General features: G+C 60.8%; 20 protein-coding genes, 1 tRNA gene and 1 pseudogene. 10 read left to right on the forward strand and 12 right to left on the reverse strand.

Translation table 11 applies throughout. The annotated features are described in order from the left end of the window. The first annotated feature begins 78 nt into the window (after positions 1–78). The 3 genes from RHO23_RS04895 (at position 79) to RHO23_RS04905 (ending at position 1,071) form a co-directional block, all read left to right on the forward strand. Positions 79–504 carry a DUF3052 domain-containing protein gene (locus tag RHO23_RS04895; protein WP_030095376.1) on the forward strand — a complete coding sequence of 142 codons (426 nt, stop codon included), beginning with the start codon at positions 79–81 and terminating at the stop codon, positions 502–504. Next, a complete protein-coding gene (locus RHO23_RS04900; RefSeq protein WP_030095377.1) occupies positions 504–965 on the forward strand; it encodes a peroxiredoxin in 462 nt (153 codons plus the stop codon). The genes RHO23_RS04895 and RHO23_RS04900 overlap by 1 nt, the downstream gene beginning before the upstream one ends. 31 nt (positions 966–996) lie before the next feature. Further along, positions 997–1,071: transfer RNA gene (locus RHO23_RS04905), tRNA-Val, on the forward strand. Between the two features lie 498 nt (positions 1,072–1,569). Here the strand turns inward: RHO23_RS04905 and RHO23_RS04910 are convergent. Next, the gene (locus RHO23_RS04910) at positions 1,570–2,016 is read right to left on the reverse strand and encodes a hypothetical protein (RefSeq protein ID WP_423488751.1); all 447 of its coding nucleotides are present in this window, start codon (positions 2,014–2,016) and stop codon (positions 1,570–1,572) included. A 47-nt stretch (positions 2,017–2,063) separates the two neighbouring features. Continuing rightward, entirely contained in the window at positions 2,064–2,342 is a 279-nt protein-coding gene (locus tag RHO23_RS04915) for a hypothetical protein (protein ID WP_157896191.1), read from the reverse strand. Between the two features lie 10 nt (positions 2,343–2,352). Here RHO23_RS04915 and RHO23_RS04920 point away from each other — a divergent pair, with 10 nt between their 5' ends. Continuing rightward, a complete protein-coding gene (locus RHO23_RS04920) occupies positions 2,353–2,745 on the forward strand; it encodes a hypothetical protein (protein ID WP_423489296.1) in 393 nt (130 codons plus the stop codon). Here the strand turns inward: RHO23_RS04920 and RHO23_RS04925 are convergent. From RHO23_RS04925 to RHO23_RS04940, 4 genes and pseudogenes are all read right to left on the reverse strand, one after another. Beyond that, positions 2,742–3,260, reverse strand: a pseudogene (locus tag RHO23_RS04925) (hypothetical protein); the annotation flags it as partial. The gene RHO23_RS04920 and the pseudogene RHO23_RS04925 sit on opposite strands and share 4 nt — an antisense overlap. Positions 3,261–4,077: 817 nt before the next feature. Next, the gene (locus RHO23_RS04930) at positions 4,078–4,548 is read right to left on the reverse strand and encodes an SRPBCC family protein (RefSeq protein WP_070916259.1); all 471 of its coding nucleotides are present in this window, start codon (positions 4,546–4,548) and stop codon (positions 4,078–4,080) included. Positions 4,549–4,668: 120 nt separating this feature from the next. Beyond that, positions 4,669–5,163, reverse strand: a complete 495-nt coding sequence (locus RHO23_RS04935) for a nuclear transport factor 2 family protein (RefSeq protein WP_423488752.1) — start codon at positions 5,161–5,163, stop codon at positions 4,669–4,671. Between the two features lie 28 nt (positions 5,164–5,191). Further along, a complete protein-coding gene (locus RHO23_RS04940; RefSeq protein WP_078354289.1) occupies positions 5,192–5,611 on the reverse strand; it encodes a DUF6319 family protein in 420 nt (139 codons plus the stop codon). 588 nt (positions 5,612–6,199) lie between these two features. Here RHO23_RS04940 and RHO23_RS04945 point away from each other — a divergent pair. The 6 genes from RHO23_RS04945 (at position 6,200) to RHO23_RS04970 (ending at position 12,737) form a co-directional block, all read left to right on the forward strand. Next, positions 6,200–6,928, forward strand: coding sequence for an MspA family porin (locus RHO23_RS04945; protein WP_046253336.1), 729 nt, complete (start codon positions 6,200–6,202; stop codon positions 6,926–6,928). Next, a complete protein-coding gene (locus RHO23_RS04950; RefSeq protein WP_070942845.1) occupies positions 6,928–8,202 on the forward strand; it encodes a hypothetical protein in 1,275 nt (424 codons plus the stop codon). Before RHO23_RS04945 ends, RHO23_RS04950 begins: the two co-directional genes overlap by 1 nt. Before the next feature lie 60 nt (positions 8,203–8,262). Continuing rightward, positions 8,263–10,110, forward strand: a complete 1,848-nt coding sequence (locus RHO23_RS04955; protein ID WP_123771726.1) for an alpha/beta hydrolase — start codon at positions 8,263–8,265, stop codon at positions 10,108–10,110. 155 nt (positions 10,111–10,265) lie between these two features. Beyond that, positions 10,266–10,817 (forward strand): LppA family lipoprotein, encoded by a 552-nt coding sequence (locus RHO23_RS04960; RefSeq protein WP_070916255.1) that lies wholly within the window; start codon positions 10,266–10,268, stop codon positions 10,815–10,817. Positions 10,818–10,932: 115 nt separating this feature from the next. Further along, the gene (locus RHO23_RS04965) at positions 10,933–11,745 is read left to right on the forward strand and encodes an LppU/SCO3897 family protein (RefSeq protein ID WP_123771727.1); all 813 of its coding nucleotides are present in this window, start codon (positions 10,933–10,935) and stop codon (positions 11,743–11,745) included. A 395-nt stretch (positions 11,746–12,140) separates the two neighbouring features. Continuing rightward, positions 12,141–12,737 (forward strand): LpqN/LpqT family lipoprotein, encoded by a 597-nt coding sequence (locus tag RHO23_RS04970; RefSeq protein WP_070917132.1) that lies wholly within the window; start codon positions 12,141–12,143, stop codon positions 12,735–12,737. Here the strand turns inward: RHO23_RS04970 and RHO23_RS04975 are convergent. The 6 genes from RHO23_RS04975 to RHO23_RS05000 all read right to left on the reverse strand — a co-directional run bounded on the left by RHO23_RS04975 (position 12,727) and on the right by RHO23_RS05000 (position 18,185). Beyond that, the gene (locus tag RHO23_RS04975) at positions 12,727–13,785 is read right to left on the reverse strand and encodes a DUF2235 domain-containing protein (RefSeq protein ID WP_423488753.1); all 1,059 of its coding nucleotides are present in this window, start codon (positions 13,783–13,785) and stop codon (positions 12,727–12,729) included. The genes RHO23_RS04970 and RHO23_RS04975 overlap by 11 nt on opposite strands. Positions 13,786–13,797: 12 nt before the next feature. Beyond that, the gene (locus tag RHO23_RS04980) at positions 13,798–15,171 is read right to left on the reverse strand and encodes a hypothetical protein (protein WP_423488754.1); all 1,374 of its coding nucleotides are present in this window, start codon (positions 15,169–15,171) and stop codon (positions 13,798–13,800) included. A gap of 87 nt (positions 15,172–15,258) precedes the next feature. Next, positions 15,259–15,795 carry a DUF3558 family protein gene (locus RHO23_RS04985; protein ID WP_081347505.1) on the reverse strand — a complete coding sequence of 179 codons (537 nt, stop codon included), beginning with the start codon at positions 15,793–15,795 and terminating at the stop codon, positions 15,259–15,261. A 14-nt stretch (positions 15,796–15,809) separates the two neighbouring features. Next, a complete protein-coding gene (locus tag RHO23_RS04990; protein WP_070921731.1) occupies positions 15,810–16,178 on the reverse strand; it encodes a hypothetical protein in 369 nt (122 codons plus the stop codon). 113 nt (positions 16,179–16,291) lie between these two features. Beyond that, the gene (locus RHO23_RS04995; protein ID WP_206193574.1) at positions 16,292–17,335 is read right to left on the reverse strand and encodes a HoxN/HupN/NixA family nickel/cobalt transporter; all 1,044 of its coding nucleotides are present in this window, start codon (positions 17,333–17,335) and stop codon (positions 16,292–16,294) included. Between the two features lie 37 nt (positions 17,336–17,372). After that, on the reverse strand, positions 17,373–18,185 hold the full coding sequence (locus RHO23_RS05000) for an oxygenase MpaB family protein (RefSeq protein WP_064408512.1): 813 nt from the start codon (positions 18,183–18,185) through the stop codon (positions 17,373–17,375). Positions 18,186–18,194 lie beyond the last annotated feature (9 nt).

Below are 18,194 nucleotides of genomic sequence, written 5' to 3' on the forward strand. Positions count from 1 at the left end.
TTGCCACTGGCATGCGACGATGTGAGCATTCATCCCAAGTGCGCAAGCACGCACCCGTGAATAAGGAGGGGCCGAACGGTGGTCGCGGCGGCTGACGCCTCGAACTATGCCCACAAGCTGGGCATCCAGCGAGATCAGCTTGTGCAGGAGCTGGGCTGGGATGAGGACACGGATGACGACATCCGGGCTGACATCGAGGACGCATGCGGTTCGGAGCTTCTGGACGAGAGCTCCGACGATGTCATCGATGTGGTCCTGTTGTGGTGGCGCGATGACGACGGCGACCTTGTCGACGCGTTGATGGACGCCATCACGCCACTGGCTGAGGACGGCGTGATCTGGGTGTTGACGCCCAAGACCGGCAAGCCGGGCCATGTGCAGCCTTCGGAAATTGCCGAGTCGGCACCGCCGGCGGGCCTGGTACAGACCTCCTCGGTCAATCTGGGGGACTGGAGCGCGACGCGTCTGGTGCAGCCGAAGTCGTCGCGCGGCGGGCGGCGCTGATGCTGCCTGTCGGGACCGTCGCACCCGATTTCACCCTGCGGAACCAGAACAACCAGCCCGTCAGCCTGAGCGATTTTCGCGGTAAGAAGGCCGTGCTGCTGGTGTTCTTCCCGCTGGCGTTCACCGGGGTCTGCCAGGGCGAGCTGGACCATGTGCGCGACCACATCGGAGACTTCGAGAACGACGACGTGCAGATCATCGGGCTGTCGGTGAGTGCCGGGCCGATCCACAAGATCTGGTCGAGTTACAGCGGCTTCACCTTCCCGATCCTGTCCGACTTCTGGCCGCACGGGGCCGTTGCCGAGGCGTACGGGGTGCTCAACGAGAAGGCCGGATATCCGAACCGCGGGACTTTCGTGGTGGATGCCGACGGAATCATCCGATTCGCCGAAATGCTGGACCCCGGGCAAGCCCGTGACCAGGCGGGTTGGGTAGAAGCGCTGGCCGCGCTACATTCGTGAGCTGATTCCCACGTTGGTGACGACGTGGACCGGGCGTGTAGCTCAGTGGTAGAGCTCTGGTTTTACACACCAGCGGTCGGGGGTTCGAAACCCTCCGCGCCCACCAAACAACGCGGGTCAGCCGGTATGGAAGTAGCCCTCTAATACTTTTCACCGCACCATTCACCATTGCCATGTTGGAATGGCATCGATTCGCAGCAGTGAGCGCAAGGGCGGCGTACCGGTGCACCGTAGTGGGACCGGTTGAAGCCTGTGCCCAGAGTTCAATCCAGCGGGATCTCTCGGGCGGGTGCCCATGGTTACGGCACTCATGGCGGCAACGCTCATCGCGATCAGTTGGGCGCTATGGATCCGTCGACTGACGAGCGCGACACTCTCCAAACCAAATTTCGCAGCGCCATGCGACATATCCGCGAGTGGATGGCGTGGGCGCTGCGCCGCCTGCCCGGCACCCCCACACCGACGCTTCCACCTGAATTGGTCGACGAGGTCTACGAGCCCCAAGACCCCGCGCCCGCACTGCCCACGGTCCTGGTCCGCCGTGGTCGACGAACGCCCCCGGTTCCTAAAAGGAGCCGGGGGCGCTTCTCACGCATCGAGTTGTCTATTCCATCGGAATGTCGAAAATTTGAGCGGGAGCTTCGGGATATTTAACTTTCCAGCCCGCCCAACGCACGTCCGTCGGACCAATAGCGCTTTCCACGATTGACCATTTACCGTCGGTTTGCTTAAGCAGGCCGTCGTATCTCTTGGATTTTGGCCCAGCGATTTCGCGAGCATATTTCGTCCCCGAATAGTCTACGAGTTGGCCGTTCATATCTAATATTTTGCCATCGATCATCGCCCAGCCATCTGCGATGTTTAGCGTTTTCACGTCAAGCTTTACGGGTTTTCCCAGCTCGGATTCAAGTTTAGGTAGCACGGTAGCCACGACATGGTCGCGGTCGGCGGTCGGGTTCGGCTCAGCAGGGGCGCACGCTGCGGTAGACAGACTGAACACAAGGGAGCATGCAGTAATAAAAAAATAGCGTGAGAATGATGCGATTCGCATGTATGTTCTTTCTCTTAGCCTGAACATCGTTGAAGTCTACCGGCTTTCTATGCGGGTGGTGTGAGGATGAAAGATCCAGGAATGTACGCCGAACCCATGTCTGTACCGACTATTTGATTTCCGTTCGGCAGATCATTATTGGATCCAATCAGCGTCACTTTATTTCCATTACTAAGTACCATCTCAGTGTGTGTCCCGGGGTTTATCCACACATCACCAGGTTTGGCGTTGGCAAGGCTGGTCTTAGTCCACCCCTGGCTCTGCAGCGTTGAAGATAATGCGTCCACGTTGACCTTCGCCAGTTCACCGTTGCCGATGTTTGTCATTCCATTCTCGTTGAGCACCGTCGTCACGAAGTTCGCGCAGGACAGATCTAGTGGCGTCTTGGGCATCAAGCCGCTTTTTATCAGATCCTCTGCAGTGCGTCCGCGGTACTTCTCCGCGACATCGGCGGATCTTTCCGAATTTGAATTTCGTTGCGGCGTAGTCGTTGTCGGCGTGGTGGTTGTAGTTGGCGTCGTGGTGGTTGTCGTTGGGGTAGTCGTAGTCGTAGTCGTAGTCGTAGTCGTAGTCGTAGTGGGTGTGGTGGTTGTTGTTGTTGTTGTCGTTGGGGTGGTCGTGGTCGTGGTTGGCGTTGTTGTTGTCGGTGTTGTGGTTACCGTGGTCGTCGGCGCTGTCGTGGTGGGAGTCTGCGTGGGCGTTGACTGCTGTGTCGGTGTGGCCTGCTGAGTCTGTTGTGTCGGAGCCTGGTGAGGCTCCTGCGACGGCGCGTTCTGCTGTCCCTGCTGACCTTGTTGCGGCCCTTGGGCATCGGGATTAGGGCGACCGGGTCCTTGGGTGTAGCCGGGGGCAGTGCTGTAATCGGGGATCTGGGTGCCATGAGCTGGCTGATCCCAGCTTTGTTGCGGCTGTTGCGCGCCTTGCTGACCGGGACCCTGTTGCGGAGCTCCCTGAGCCCCGTTGTTGTAGATGGAGATACCCGAGTTCTGATCCAGGGGCGGCTGGTTGATTCCGCCCTGGTAATCGGGCATCTGTGGCGGCAGTCCGGGCGGTTGGAACTGGCTGCCATCCATTCCGCCGGGCCCGCCCGGGCCACCCGTTGGGCCTGTGGGATCCGCTCCCACAGTTGCCATAGTCGAGAAGCCGCTACCAGGCGCGGTGTTGTCGTCCACTACCTTCGCAACACCTGCGACCACAGCCACTGTAGCTACCAGAGCCAGCGACCTGCGCAGCGTTAGAGGTATCTGCCGAGGTTCTCCGCCCAATCCACCAGGAGGTTGCAATCCTTGATTCCAGTTCGTCTGTTCTTGGTTGCCATCATCAACGTCCCCCAGAGTCATAGGGAACAACATAGAGGAGTTCTAGCTGGGATGGAAGCGAATCTAGAAAACAATCATTCAAGTTTGCGATTGATGTATCGGCGACCTGTAAGAAGGTAGCCTCTATGGCCTGTGTGTCAGCGGCCGTTGGTTGCGGCAGCTTCCCACCTCCAATATGCAGCTACCTTAAATTGTGCATGGCGATTCCAGTTTCGACCGCCCCTTGCGCAGTAAGACCCACTGGTGGGGAGGTGTGTGACTAGATACTTAGCGCGTGTGTCTGATGTATTGCGGTTTCCGCATGAGCACGTTCAACTTCCGCGCCAGCATCATCGGTTTCACAGTGCTGACGTTGGCCGTTTCGCCGCGCTGATACTCGGGTTCCATGGACTCCAGTTTTTGGCTGGTGGCCATGGGTCGGCGCAACTCTGGCGGCGCTGGTGCTCGGCCTCATGATCACAGTCATGTTCGACAAGCCTCTTGATCGCAGGTAGCTCGAACATCTCACGCCGGCGGTTCCATCCAGCCGGTGGAATGAATCGACGGTCCGCGCAATCGGTATCGTGGGTCCGTCCGGTGCGCTGTTGAAAATTTCAACACGCCGCAGTGTTTTCCCATGTCGCACGGTGGTGGACGATCGGATACAAAGCATTCGAGAATCTGCATAAGACCAGGTAGATGCGAATGGATTTGTGATATGTGTAGGGTTCGAAACCGTCCGCGCCCACCAAGAAGTGCGGGTCTATCTCGCTGTCTGCCACAGTTGTGGTCGCGTTCTTTCGAGGTAGTTCCCCAGATCTGTCAGAGCCTGGCTTGCCGATCCGCTGTAGAAGCGATGCAGGAAACGTTCGTGGGGATCGGCGGTCTGCACTCCAGACAGGTTCCAGTTCAGAAGCGTGCCGCCATAGTGATCGGTGAACTCCACCTGTTGCACCCACTGCGCGGAAGGCCCTCGCGAGGCTTCCGCTTCTAGCGTGGTGGCCCAAAATCTTTGTGGCTCAATGCTAATGACTTCGCAGTCGAAGTTGCCATTAAAGCGTGTGCCCAAGATCGGCAGACACTTGAGGTTGAATTTTTTGCCGATGACGGGCTCGTAGTCGGCTGCGTCGAACGACCAAAGACCGGGCTCGTCGGGGCCAGGATTCTCGAGGCCGACGAAAACGGACCACACTCTATCCACGGACGCCGGGTAGCAACGCTTGATGAACGGCATGTGACCTCTCGATGCGCCTTTGCCCGACCGCCACTCACTCTAGCGGGACTGCATTGAGAGCTTTGCTGAGGTATCGAAAGGTCGATAGGAGCGCCGAGGGGTCGCTAAAGGCCGGCGTCGTCAGAACATTGTGTTGCCGTTGGCCGACTCCGCCGGAACGTCCTGAATCACGTCCCAGTGCTCGACGATCTGGCCCCCGTAAACGCGGAAGATGTCGACCACCGCTTGTCCGCGGTCCTGTGGGTCATTGGTGGAATGCACGTGCAGATAGACCAAGTCGCCGTCGACTGCGCTGCGCACCACCTTGGCTGCGGCCCGAGGATGCTCGGCGAAGAATCCCGCGAAGTAGGACACGAACGGCGTCTTGCCATCCGGCACATTGGGGTTGTGCTGCCGGTAGTCGTCGGTCACTACCTCGGCGGCCTGCTGCACCTCGTGCTTGTTGAAGAACCGGTCGTAGAAGTTGAGGACAAGCTGACGGTTGGCCTCTTGGCGGCCACTATCGCGCCCGTCGGATGCGGAAACGTCCGAATGTCCGCACGCGGACACAAGGCCGGTCGCGCCGGGCAACGTCAGCGCCAGCGCGACAGTGGCCAGGGTCAGTGGTCTTCTCATCTGGCTACTTTCCCATCCCACACGAGGCTCAGTCCAAGTCGGCGAGAGCCTTGCGCGCGGCCTCGAGTTCGGCTTCCAGAGCGGCGACCTTGGCGGCCTGCTGCGATCGCGCTTCCTCGATTACCGCGTCGATAGGGGTGGAGAGATCCTCGTGCAGTTCCTTGGCGGCGCGGGAGACGGCGGCCGCCGCGACAGCGAGGTTGCGGGCCAGGTAGGTGCTGCCCTGTTTGAGTTCGGCGTGCCATTCGCCGTCGGCGGTGCCAGTGACGGTGAGAGTCAGTTCGAGAGTCTTGGTTCTCTTGCCCGTGGCCTTCTTAGGGGTCGCCTTCTGCGGCTTTTCCTCGGTGGGCGCTTCAGCGGTCGGCGCAACAGGGCTCACCACAACCTCGGGAGTGCTTGGCTCCGTGTCCAATACGTCTACTGCTGGAGTATCTACGGTCATCGTCACAATGAGCTCCTTCTGAAGGTTCGCGCGCAGTGGGCGGGCAGTGAGAGCCATTAGAACACACGTTCGATAGATTGCGGTAACTCGCCGCGCATGCGGCTGGGCTTGTCGGCGGCGGGGCATGAGAGGCTCCGCGGCCTCATCGGTGCCGGTTAGCAGGCAAACGCCTTGATGTTGCCTTCCAGCAACCTGCGGCATGGACTGCTGTTCATGTTTGAGTCGCGGCGACGCTCGCCTCTCGTGACATTTCCGCAGATCCAGGCTGGCTGAATGACCGAATCCTCTGGTGGCTGGCCGAGCCGCGCATTGGGTGTTCGCTGCAGTCGCTCCGGAAACGCTTTCGATAGTGATGCTGACACCCTTTTGCCCCTATTGCCGGTGACCTCGTCATAATTCGCGATCTTGAAGGCGCAAACTGTGACGAAACAGTCTCGGTGTTGACAAGAGAGGGTCTCGGCCTTAGATTCTCCACCATTGCCATGTGATGTGTTTTCGCAGTAAGAAGCACTGAGTGGCATTGCCCATTGAAGGGCAAGCGCACGGGGGTTCGACCCGATCGGGTTAGGACGGGACACGGAGGGGTTCGGTTTCATGAAGTTGCCAAATTTGGCACGTCGAAGCTGTTTCACTTCCATCGCAGCGTCTGTCGCTGCTGCGATGGGGCTTATGGTGGGCGTTTCTGACGCCGCCGCGGATCCGCAGGGGATGCCGGACCAGTACCAGCAGTTCGTGACCGACGACGGCTGGACAGTTGGCCTGACGCTGACCAACGAGGTCATCGATCACATCGACAACATCGCGGGTGCGAGCAACTCTTGGCAGGCGCGCGTGTCCTATCGGGCCGAGGCCACCATCACGGGCTCGGGGTCTGCGGTCATTCAAGATGCGCAGTTGGAGACCGGGTACTTCGTGGGTTGCCGCACCGACTCCTCGTCGGGCGTGGAGCTGGGCGGGGACCTCGGTTTGACGCTCTCGCAGCAGGTCTTTGGCCAGGGCTATGGCGGTGGTTACGGACAGGGCAGCCAGAGCGGTGGCGGTGGTGGCGGCTTCGGCGGTGTGTCCGGCGGTGGTTCGTTGGGCGCCCAGGAGCACATCGGCGGCTACATGCGTGTGCTGCTCAAGCCGGGTGGCTTGGCTCAGCTGCCGATGGACCGGATCAATTTCCGGAACATGCGGGCGGTCTCGCAGGTGCGTAACCAGAACGTCGAAGCCGATGGTTGCGGTGGCCAGGTGAAGATCCAGTCCTTCGCGACGTTCCGGATCCGCACCGAGAACGGCAACGACACCCAGACCATCTACGGCGAGCCCAAGGATCTGTGATGACCATCCGTACCCGTGGCGCCGCGCTGATGGCTGCGCTGGCTTTCGCTTCTGCAATCGTGATGGGTTCTGCTCCAAAGACTTTGGCGGATCCCATCCAGCCGCCGCCCCCGAAGCCGATTCCGTATCCGGTGGCCCAGCCTGATGATCTGCCGCGGATATCCCCGATTGGTGGGGCTCAGGTGAAGACGAACACGCCGTTGGGCCTCGGGTCGGGAACCGGTCGCCCGTTGGCGGCGGGACGCGAACGCTCCAACGTCACGATCTCGCCATCGCCGACTGATGGCACCCACCTGCCGACGGCGATCGCCGGTAAGGATGTCGTACTGCACTTGCCGCAGGAGCGTGAGCTCACGCCGGCGCAGTGGGGAGATGGTGGCGCAGCGACATTCACCTCGCGTGACACCGACTACCGGATTTCCCCGTTCGCCGGGGGCGGTGCCGACGTGAACATCATCCGGCGCACCATTTTCACGCCGGAGAACTTCACGTTCGGCCTGCGGGTTCCTGAGGGCACCCACGTGCGCCAGGGCAGCAATGTGGTGTTGGTCGAGTCCGACGCTGCGCCGGGACTGCCGGCCACGACTATTGCGACGTTGTCGGTGCCGGTGGCACGCGATGCCAAGGGCAATCCGGTGCAAGTGAACCCGGTGATCCACGGCGACTACATGTATCAGCAGTCCAACTTGGCGCTGGATCTTGGACCCGCGGACATCTTCGCCTTCCCGATCACGATCACGCTGTCCTACCGGGCGTCGTCGATCCCGGCCAGCGGTCAGCTGGCCACTGACTGGGAGGGGCTGCCTGAGGGTGGTGGCCCGCCAGAGGCGAAGAAGGCCGCGCAAATCATTGGTGCGCCAGGCGATTACGTGGTTGATCCTGGCGGTGCCTACCGGCCCGCCAGTGTTGATCCGGTCCTATATGCCCAGCGGCATGCCGATCGCTGCCTGTCCGGGCCCAACGAGTTCCGATCCGAGGACGGACGCACCGCGGACTTCTGGACTTCGTGCCAGCGGCAGGCCATGTGCCTGGATGTCACGCCGGCCCAGATGTCGGTAGATGTGTGCAAGAACCAGGCGTTCGCCAACATGTCGGCGCAGTGCACCGCCACGTTTGGACAGACCGGGCCCGACTACGAGGCATGCCTGAATGTGGCCAACGGTCATGCGGCCTGGTCTAAGGAGAACTTGCTAGGCGGCTGGGTATGTCAACCCGCCGGGCCAGGTACCAACACCAGATTCTTGCCGTCGAACAACAACCGTTACTGCAGTTGACCGGTCGGGGGACAACGATCGCAGGCCGAGCCTGACTTAGAAGAGAAAAGGCAACTGCTGATGACGCCGATGAAGGCGCGGAAAACGTCTGTACCCGAGGGGATCCGGCGCAGCTTGGCTGCTGTCGCGGTGACCGCTGTGGCTATGGCGGGCTGGCACATCACCGACGAGCCGACAGGGATCGGAGTCATCAACCTGGTGCCGGGGGCCACCGCGGACCCCACAGGTCCTACGGGGCCCACCGGCGGCATGACTGACGGCGGCGGATCGCAATTTCAGCCCCCAGGCGTGCCCAGCTCCATGCCGGACTACCAGGGTGGCAATCGGGCGCCGTTAGACCAAAACAATGGGATCAGCATCTACAACACGGGTGCCCCGCAAGCTGGACAACAAGCAGGGCAGCAAGGCCAGCAGACCCAACAGGACGCGCAACAGCCCCAACATGGCACCCAGCCCCCCAATTACCAAACCGCTACCCCGTACACCCAAGGGCCCGGCCAGGCGAACCCGGACTATCAAGCCCCACAACAGAACACACCACAACAAGGTTCGCAACAGCAGCCTCAACAACAGCAAGCCGATCAGCAGCAGAATCAGCAGTCTGATCAGCAGCAGGACCAGCAGGACCGGGACAACCAGGATTCTGAGCAGCGGCGCCAGCAGTGCGATGAAGTTGCACAGCACTACCAAATCGCAGAGACGGTGTGGAACACCGGAGCCAGCGGTGGCTCTTATGTTGGCGGGCAACTGGTGCCGGGCCGGGAAGGGCCCGGTGAAGACGGCTGTAACTGCTCGAATACACGCAACAACCAGAAGCAGTCCAAGGACGAGGAATCCCAGAAGTGCAAGGGACAGCCCGTCAACGTGCCAGATGGCCAGGCCGCCTCAGCGATTGCATCAGGCCCTAACGATGCCGATGCCGCCTTGCGCCCGCAGTTGGCCGAGCAGAAGAAATGGCTGGAGAACCGCAGAGACGAGATTAATGACAGCTTCTTGCGGCGCAACATCGGCAACCGCGGTGAGTTGTCCAACATCAACGATCGACTTAAAGAAATAGACGCGATCAAAGCCGCCCTTGATCAGTCGCCGAATACTTACTTGGTGGATTTCAACGGCCCGGGCACCCCGACGACCGGCCGCGGGATGTGGGACACCAGCGAGCGGATTCTGGCCGCAATTTCAGTGGGCAATCCGGCGGTGGCCGATCACGTCTCGGTGACTGTGCCCGGCATCACCAGCTGGACATCCTCATCGCTGTCGAGCATGGTTCCCGAGGCTTACAACCTCGCAGTGGAAGGCGGCAAGCAACTGCAGTTGTCCGGTCACGGCGGTGAGACGGTAGCGTCGATTGCGTGGATCGGCTACGACGCGCCCGGTATCGATCTGGGGGCCGCTACCCCGAGTAAGGCCGCCAAGGGCGCCCAGAACCTGAAGCTGTTCTTGTCCATGATGCAGGCGACTAATCCGAACCAGACAGTTGCCTTGTTTGGTCATTCGTACGGTTCGCTGCTGAGTTCTTATGCGCTCAAGAACGGTGCGTCGGAGTACGTCGACTACGCGGTGCTCTATGGCTCGCCGGGCCTGGCTGCGGGCACGCCCGGCGGGCTGGGGATGAGTCCTGATCGGGTGTTCGCGATGCTGGCCGAGAATGATCTGATCGGCGGTATCAACCCATTGTGGTCCAGCCCCTATAAGGGGAATTTCAAGCAGCTGCTCGCTGATCAGGGAGGCTGCAGCCCGCTGGATAATCAGTTCCGCGAGCGTGCCTACGGGCATTCGGAATATCCGCGTAAAGGCTCCAACAATTTGCTGCGTATGTCGGGATACAACTTGGCTACCGTGCTCATCAACCAGCCGGGGCTGGCGATACCGGCTGAACCAGGAATCATCACCAAGGAAATGAAGTGAGGTTCCAAGTGCGAGAGTATCGCGATAACGTCCACGCAGGAGGATCTGTGTATGCCACGTCCAGACGTCCACGTTGGAGTGCCGGGGCTGCGGCACTGTTGGCTGCAGTCGTGGCCATGAGCGGTTGCGGTAGTGGTGATTCGGGCAAAGGGCCAATGAGCGCGGAGCGCCTTCAAGAAGAAGTCGCCAAGCTCGCTCCGAAAGGCTCCTCGGAAGAGGGTTACGCCGCTGCCGAAGCCGCTATCGCCGAGATGGCCGATCAAATAGCTGCTTTGGTGCCCGGTCTAACCTGGAAATGGCACGATGACGGGCTCCATTGGCTTAGCTGCCTCCAAAACATGGATTCGGAGGCAATTTGGTCGGGCGACTCGGTACTGGCGGTCACGCGCAACACCCGGTCCGCACTGTTTAGCGGCCCCATCCCTGAGGACGTGTGGCCAGCCGCCGTCAAGATCGTCGAGGACAAAGCGCGCGGTTTCGGAATCACACAGTGGGCAGGGAACACCGATGTGGCGCAAAACCACGACATCGTCATCCACGACAACGACTACAACCCGGACCCCAACAACCAATGGACGAACAGCTTCGAAATCGGTACCCGCGTCGTAGCGAGGCTGGGAGGGTCAGTGGGCTGTCGGCTATGGCAGAAGGCCCTGGACCGTTACGTGTCCGAACAGGGCGATCCTCCTGCCAGCGGCACCCAGTAAGGCCCAGAACGTGACTGACTCTATAAACAACGACACTGACGAAACGCAGCGGAGCCAACAGCTCGATGACGACGAGGCTACGGGCCCAGTCCAATCCGGAAGCCACCATCGGCAGATGAGCCGCCCACCGATTCGCCGCTGGACATTAGTTGCGAGTGCAGCCCTCATAATTGTGGCAGCCCTCGCTGTCGCCGACATGATCTGGTGGCGCCGTGCCGGGCAAGGCATTTGGTGGTTCCTGGTCGCCGCGCTAGCGGTGGCGGCGGCCTGGCTGCTCGCCACACGTACCTCGCACACCGGGCGCCGCGCCCTGGCTGCCGGCGTAGTCACGATAGTGGCCGCAGTCGCGGTCGGAGCCGACTATCTAGCCATCAGCCAAGGATGGCTAGTACGCCAGTTCACCGACAAAGAAATAGCGGCAGCCTGGGAACAAGCGTGGAAAGACCTCGATAAGGTTCCTCAGGCACTACCTGACTTCACAACCCTGCCGCGCCAGTACCCAGACCCCGCACAAAAGGTTTCCACAGCGGACACCGCTGCTCCGGTAGGTGCCTGCGCGCAACTCGGCGGCACCACGGCGCACTCAACGCTGTCGGTTGTGCCCTGCGACTCCGAGCGCAGCAATGTCAAAATCATCCAGCAAGTCAGCCACCCTCGTGAATGCGTCCGCGATGCTGACCAAAGCTATTACCACAATGGCCCTGATGGGCAATGGACTGCATGTCTGGACTACGCCTGGCAAACCAGCCGCTGCCTAGCAATCAGCCCCGGGAAAATCATCAACGTCGCATGCGACGACCCCGCTATACCCAACAAAGAAAAACCGGTACGAGTCTTCCGCAACGTCAACCACACCCACGACTGCACCCAAGGCGGATTCGCCCACCCCGTACGCCTCTACACCATCTGCACTGAAACCCAGCCTTAGCACACGCCGCTGCGTGGGTGTGGGCTGCTAAGGACATCTCGGCAACGGATAACTGCGCAGCTCGCGAACCAACGGGCCACGCGTAGGAGGCGTACGAGAAATTGGCCACTCTAGGTGTTCGGTCCTAGTCGAAATCCCCGCTGCCGCCAGAGTCTGCGTCTGAGATACCAGGAGAGTGGGGGATGAGTATTTCGCCACCACGCGACGGACAGAGACGCTGTTACTAGGCCCACCTCCATGAGCCCAAACATCCTTAGCTGGCACCAGGTCTGTGCCGGTGTGAGTGCACACATATCCCGCGGCTCGAGTTGGCCGTTTGTAGTCAATCTCTGCCTTAGGCTGAACCAATGATTCAGGCACCTCGGTGGATGCTGGCTGCTATGTGCGCGGCGACGATGCTGGCTTCGGGATGCACGGCGATCGTCGACGGTGAAGCGATAGCCACTCCCGGTGAAGAGGGCAAGCGGCTTACCAACCCCAAGTGCAGCTCGGTGTCGGTGCCGCTTCTGGAAGTGCCGTTGGACAACGACTCTGAGCCACGTGTTGAGGTTCCGCAGCCCGCTGGGTGGGAGCGGGTCAAGCGGTTCGAGAGTGGCGTGGTGCGGGTCTACTTGTCAGCCCCGAATCTTCAGGCCAAAGGGTTTGTTCCGAACGCCACGGTGGCGATGGCCGATCTGACCGGCAAGGTGTCGACGGAGGAGGCAGCCTTTGCCGCCGAGCAGCAGGGGCTGGAGATGTTCGGCATTACCGATCTTGTCGAAGCGACGGGCACCATCTGCGGGTATCCATCGAAGACGTTGACCTACAACATGGGTCTGGGAAAGATCCCTGTTCACAGGGTTACCACCACGGTTGTGGCAGTGAAGAACGACCGCAAGATTTTTACGATCGGGGTGTCGGTGCAGGCGCTGGATGACACCGTGGGCGATTTTGACAGCGCACGTGAAACCATTCTCGCAGGGCTACAGGTCAGTCCGCCCGCTACATCCTGATATCGGTTGGCGGAGAGGCCCATTGGGCATCGATGATGGCGGTGCGCTCCGGTAACGATGGCCGGTAAGTGTCATCTTCTGCCATACGGTCGGCAACGCTGGCGTGAATCCATGCGCCATCGGGGATACGGCGGCGACGGAATATCAACAGTGCCCAGAGCCAGTTGACTCGATGAATCTCGCCCATGGCGTAGGTGGGTTCAACCGAGCAATATCGTTGGTATTTTTCAGTATTGAGCAGCAAGCCGTGTTCGGCGGCACCGTCGATGACCCATTTGAGAGCGATGTCGGAAAGCCTATCGTCGTCGGCGTAGTCGCCGCCCACATCGGAATGTATGCCGCTGAACCACGCTTCGTCGACGAGTCGTTGATCGCCGAGGTGCTTGATGAGGTACTCGCGGTACGGTCGGCGTTTTTCGTCGATCGCCACCGCATGTCGACCAGCCAGTGCATTGGGAACACTTGGTGCATAAGGCCATTGCATACTGCGCTTGAAGATGCCGGGCGCGCTGACCGTGTCCCAGAGCCCTAGGTAGGTGATGGGAATGGCAAGCTTTCCGTCCTCGCGTCGGGCTACGGTGCGTGAGAACGAGTGCAGCTGATCCCAGCGTTCCGCTGACCAGCTTTCACACGACTGTGCATACAGGCTCACCGCGTAAGGCACGAGGTTTTGCGAGCCGGGCCGCAGCATGCCCACCGAGTTGAGAAGCCCGGCAAGGCCTCTCGCGCAAAATGCGCCGCGGCTGAATCCGAAGATGAAGATGCGGTCTCCGGGTTGCCACCGTTCGATCAGATACGTGTAAGCCTGGGCCAGCTTGGCCCGCAAGCCAACCCCGAATGCGATACCCAGCATGCGAGCGGCGAATTGGCCTATCGGGGCGTAGGTGCCGATGGCGGGGTCGGTGCCAACTCCGGGGTCGTAATACGAGATCTGCCGGTCGGTCAGATCATGAATCACCATGTCGTAGCCACGGACGACATTCGTGTTCCCCGCGGCACGGATTTGGTTGCCCGTGCCGTCGAAGCAGATGACGATGTTCTTGGTCATCGTCGCGTGGTGCTAGTCCTCGCCGTCGTAGGGCTTCGGATCGTAGGGCGAGGCGTGAGGATTCTGGTATTCGACATGCTCTTCGTTCCACACGCCGATGACGGCGGGAGACACCTTGGGCAGCGGTCCGATCAGCTCATTGCCGTTGTCGAGACTAACCAGGAACTCCGGGGTGAAGTGCTGGTCCTCGTCCTCCTGGTGATGCTGGCCTGCCGCGCCGGGCGTCATCATGGTCGGCGGCTGAGCGATGCCCATGCCCGACATTGGTGACACTGCCGGGGCGGCCGAAAGTCCCATGCCGGCACCCGCGGTGTAGGAACCGGCGATGATCGGCCCGGCAGCGAGGGGAGTCAGATCGGCGTTCTGGTCCTTGTCCTTGTTTTCGTCCTTGTTGGTGGTCGGTTTGCCCCACCGGCCGATGCCATAGGTGCCCGGCACTGATCCTGTGTTCGGACCGGTTGCGGTGGTGCTTCCACCTGAGGATGGTCGAGTCCCGGCGCCCGCTCCGGCGGCAGCGGATGCGGCGGCCGCGGGGCCGCCAGCACCAGCTCCGGAACCACCACCTGCCGCACCTGCGGCGGCTGCGGCAGCACCCGCGGCGCCGGAGCCACCCGAGGCAGATGCTTGAGCGGGGTCTGCCAGAGCCGCGGCTGCAGCCGCGCGTACCGCGGCTTCATCGATGGGTTTGATCTGGTCGGGCTTGATGTCCTTGCCGGAACCCAAGCCGGATAGCGATGACGCGGCGTTGACCGGCATGGCTGCGGCATCTGCGAACTGTGGAGCGGGAGGAAGAGCGGGGAGACCGGAAGCGGCCTGCTGCGACACGGGGGACCAGACGTTCCGCATGATCATGCGGGCCTCGTCTTGCTTCTGCGCGGCCAGCGCTTGCTGGGCGTAGTGCTGCTCGTAGTCGGCCCGTGTATTGCCTTTGAGCTCTTGCACCTGGACGACATCGGGCACGAGGCTTTTGATCTGCGTCATCGCCGTTTCGACCTCAGCGGGCTTGGTGGCCATGAGTGACAGTCCGTCGCTCACCTTTTCGGCATGAGTCTTGTAGTCGGAGACGCCTTGTTTGGCGGCTTCCGCGCCCTGGCCGGTCCACTGCGCGCCTACGGCCGTATCAAAAGTGTGCTTGAAGTCGTCCAACGCCTTGCTGAAGCCGGTGGCCAGCTTTTCCCAGTCTGCAGAAACCGCTAGAGCGTCTCCAGGTTTGAAGTCATCGGACGCCGCCTTGATTGCAGCATGCGACCAACCGCCGAATTCCTCAGCCGGGACACTGACCGACTCGGTTCCGCCATCGATGTTGGCCCCATGCTGGCGCTGTCTTGCATAGACCACGTCGCGTTCGCGATTACCCCTGGTCCAGCCATCTTCTTCTCCAGTCATGGCCGCTCCTTCATGTCGTGGCGTGCAACTAGCTCTTTTGGTACAGACGTCGCCTGTGGCGATCCGGTTCCATCTTTTCGAAGATTCTTATAACGGGAAGTAGGGGAGGAAGGCCTCCAGGTTCGCGCGTGCGGCGGTAAGGCAGTCCGGGTAGGGACTGAAGTCGTCGTGAATCGTCCCCAACACGACGCCATACACGCCGGTCGACGCGGCTACGTCCATCGAGCATGCGTGTTTCTCCGGTTGCGGCGACGTGTAGGCGCTAAGGACGCGGCGTCCATTGAGTTCGAACTCGCTTTGATCCCAGTGATTTGCAGTTTTCTTAAGCATCTCAAGCGTGTAGTTCGATGCAGAGACGGTGAGGTAGTACTCGTTCTGAGAGCGGTACTTGCAGAAGACATTTTCTATGTCGCCATTGGTTTGGCTGTCAGATCGGGGTGCCCCTTTGTTGAGCTGTTGCCTCTCGATAACACTTGCAGGAACAATCGCGCAGGGATCGACGGTGATGCGAATGCGTCCGGCTGTATTGGTTGAAACCGGTGAAGTGACGGGTGCTCCAGGAACTGGGTCCGCGCAACCAGCGAGGATGAGAATCAGCGATGCGAGGATCGCGAGCCGAGACACGTGTCTATACCTGATTATCCGCCGTGTGATCCAAAACTATTGGCGTTGCTGGCATCAGTTGCCTTGTATCCGCGGCGTAGCGCAGTGAACAGGTCCATCATCTCGTCGACCTGATCGATATGTGACTGGAAGGCTTTAGTTGCACTCGAACCGTCACCAGAGGCCTTTAGTTGAAAGGCTTTAGCGAGTGCGGCGCCTGACCCGAGGTGCCCTTCAGAGAACCCAAGTGGGTACGTGCTCAGGATCTCAGCATCTTGCGTCAGATCCTTTAACGCTTGCTTGTAGGCGACGCAGGCGGCCAGGATGTTGTCGATAGCCCCATCTTCTAAATGCAAGACGAGGCTGCCGTTCTTCGCGTTCTCGATCAGCTGGTCGATAGACATCGAGCCCCCTCAGGTCATGGCCGGATTTGGCCAGGTCAGGTTCATCGTATGTGTATAGGACGTCGATCGTTCCGGATCGGTTCCATCGAATTTCGACGGGCACGACAACCCGACTATCCACCCCAGCGTCTGCGAACTCCGGTGTATCGCCAGCCCAGCGCCGCCAACGCCCACGTCACGATGAACAACGCCACGATCACGTAACCCATCGCGGCCAGATCCAGCCCGCCTACCGCAGCCAGCGGACCCGTCGTGATGTCCAGCTTCTCGGTGAGAATCGAAATGATCTCCTGCGACCCGATCAGCACGGCCACCGCCACCGACAACCCGGTGATCACCAAGTTGTAGTAGATCTTGCGTGCAGGCTCCTGGAACGCCCAGTCGTAAGCGAAGTTCATCAACGACCCATCGAGCGAATCGAACAGTGACATCCCGGCACTGAACAGAATGGGCAGCACCAAGATCGCGTACCAGGGCAGCCCGGTTACTGCCGCCCCACCGGCGATCACCAGCAGTGACACCTCGGTCACCGTGTCGAACCCCAACCCGAACAACAGGCCCACCGGATACATCTGCCAGGGCTTGCGGATCGCCGCCATCAATGGCCCGAAAAGCCGGTTCAGCCCACCGCGATTAGACAGCTCACGTTCCAGCGCCGCCTCGTCGACCTCGCCGCCGCGCATCCGCTTGGCAATCCGGTAGATCCCGATCAGTGACACCAGGTTGAGCAACCCGATCAGCAATAGGAACGTCCCAGACACCGCCGTCCCGAACACGCCCGTCCACTGCTGCAGTGACGAGTTTTCATCGGAAACATTGGCCGCCAACGTCTTAACGCCGAGGGCCAGCAGCCCGACCATGATGAACACGATGGACGAATGCCCTAGCGAGAACCAGAAACCCACCGACATAGGGCGCCTGCCATCGGCCACCAGCTTGCGGGTGGTGTTGTCGATGGCCGCGATGTGGTCGGCGTCAAAGGCATGCCGCATGCCCAGCGTGTATGCCGTGACTCCCAGCCCAACCCCGAACACGCTGCCCTGCACCGTGAAATGAGCGGGCGCTACGAGGAAGAGCAGCATGCCCCAGCCCAGGACGTGCAGTGCGCCCACCGCAACGCTCATTCCGATGACGCTGCGTCGTTGACCCTCGTCCAAACGACGCCACGCGGTGAGAATCTGCACGTCTGCGAGCCTAGACGACCGGCCTACCGATCCGCTCGCGCAAGCGCATGTCCCAGATGAGCACGGAGTAGGACAAGGTCCACAACCGCGCGGGCAGCATGCGATCGGCGATCCGCAGCGCGCTCAACAGCGCGTCGAAGCGCCGCTGGTCGCGACCCGACCACGGAACCTGCAACAGGTCCCGGAACTGCGGCGGCAGAAACCCTTTGGTGGCAAAGAGATTGAACCGTCCGGCGGTCCGCAGCGGCCAGGGCAGCATCTTGAACGACGCGACACCCAACAGATGCTCGCGAACCGGCGCATCGATGCGCAGCCCGTCGAGGGAACGTTTCCAGTAGTCGTTGAACGCATCCCGATCCGGCGGCCACTGCTCGGGCTGCACCTGCAAGGCCGTGCCGATTCGTGCGCCGTCGCGATAGATCTCGTCGGCCGTCTCGTCATCGAGAGGACCGTGCAGTGACTCATAGGCCTGCACGTAGTACTGATACAGACACGCGGCCACCCACAGCTGCAGATCAGGATCGAAGGCGTTGTATTTCACCGGGCTGGTAGACGTCGAACGCACCTGCCGGTGCACCGCGTCGACACCGCGCTTCATCACCGCGCGGTCGTGCTGGCTGCCCATCGTCGCGACCGCCAGAAACATCCCGGTGGTCCGGGCCCGTTTGAACGGATGCTTGTAGACGTTGCCGCTGTCCACGGGGCTCTCCAGCACTCCGTATCCGACACCAGGATGTGCGAGCTGCATGATCACGTTGGAGGCAGGCAACAGCAGCGACGCGGGATTCACCAGGTCCACAAGCCTGGCAGGTGAGTGCTTCATTGCACAGCA

This window comes from Mycobacteroides sp. PCS013, assembly GCF_049532645.1.
Lineage (GTDB): Bacteria > Actinomycetota > Actinomycetes > Mycobacteriales > Mycobacteriaceae > Mycobacterium > Mycobacterium gwanakae.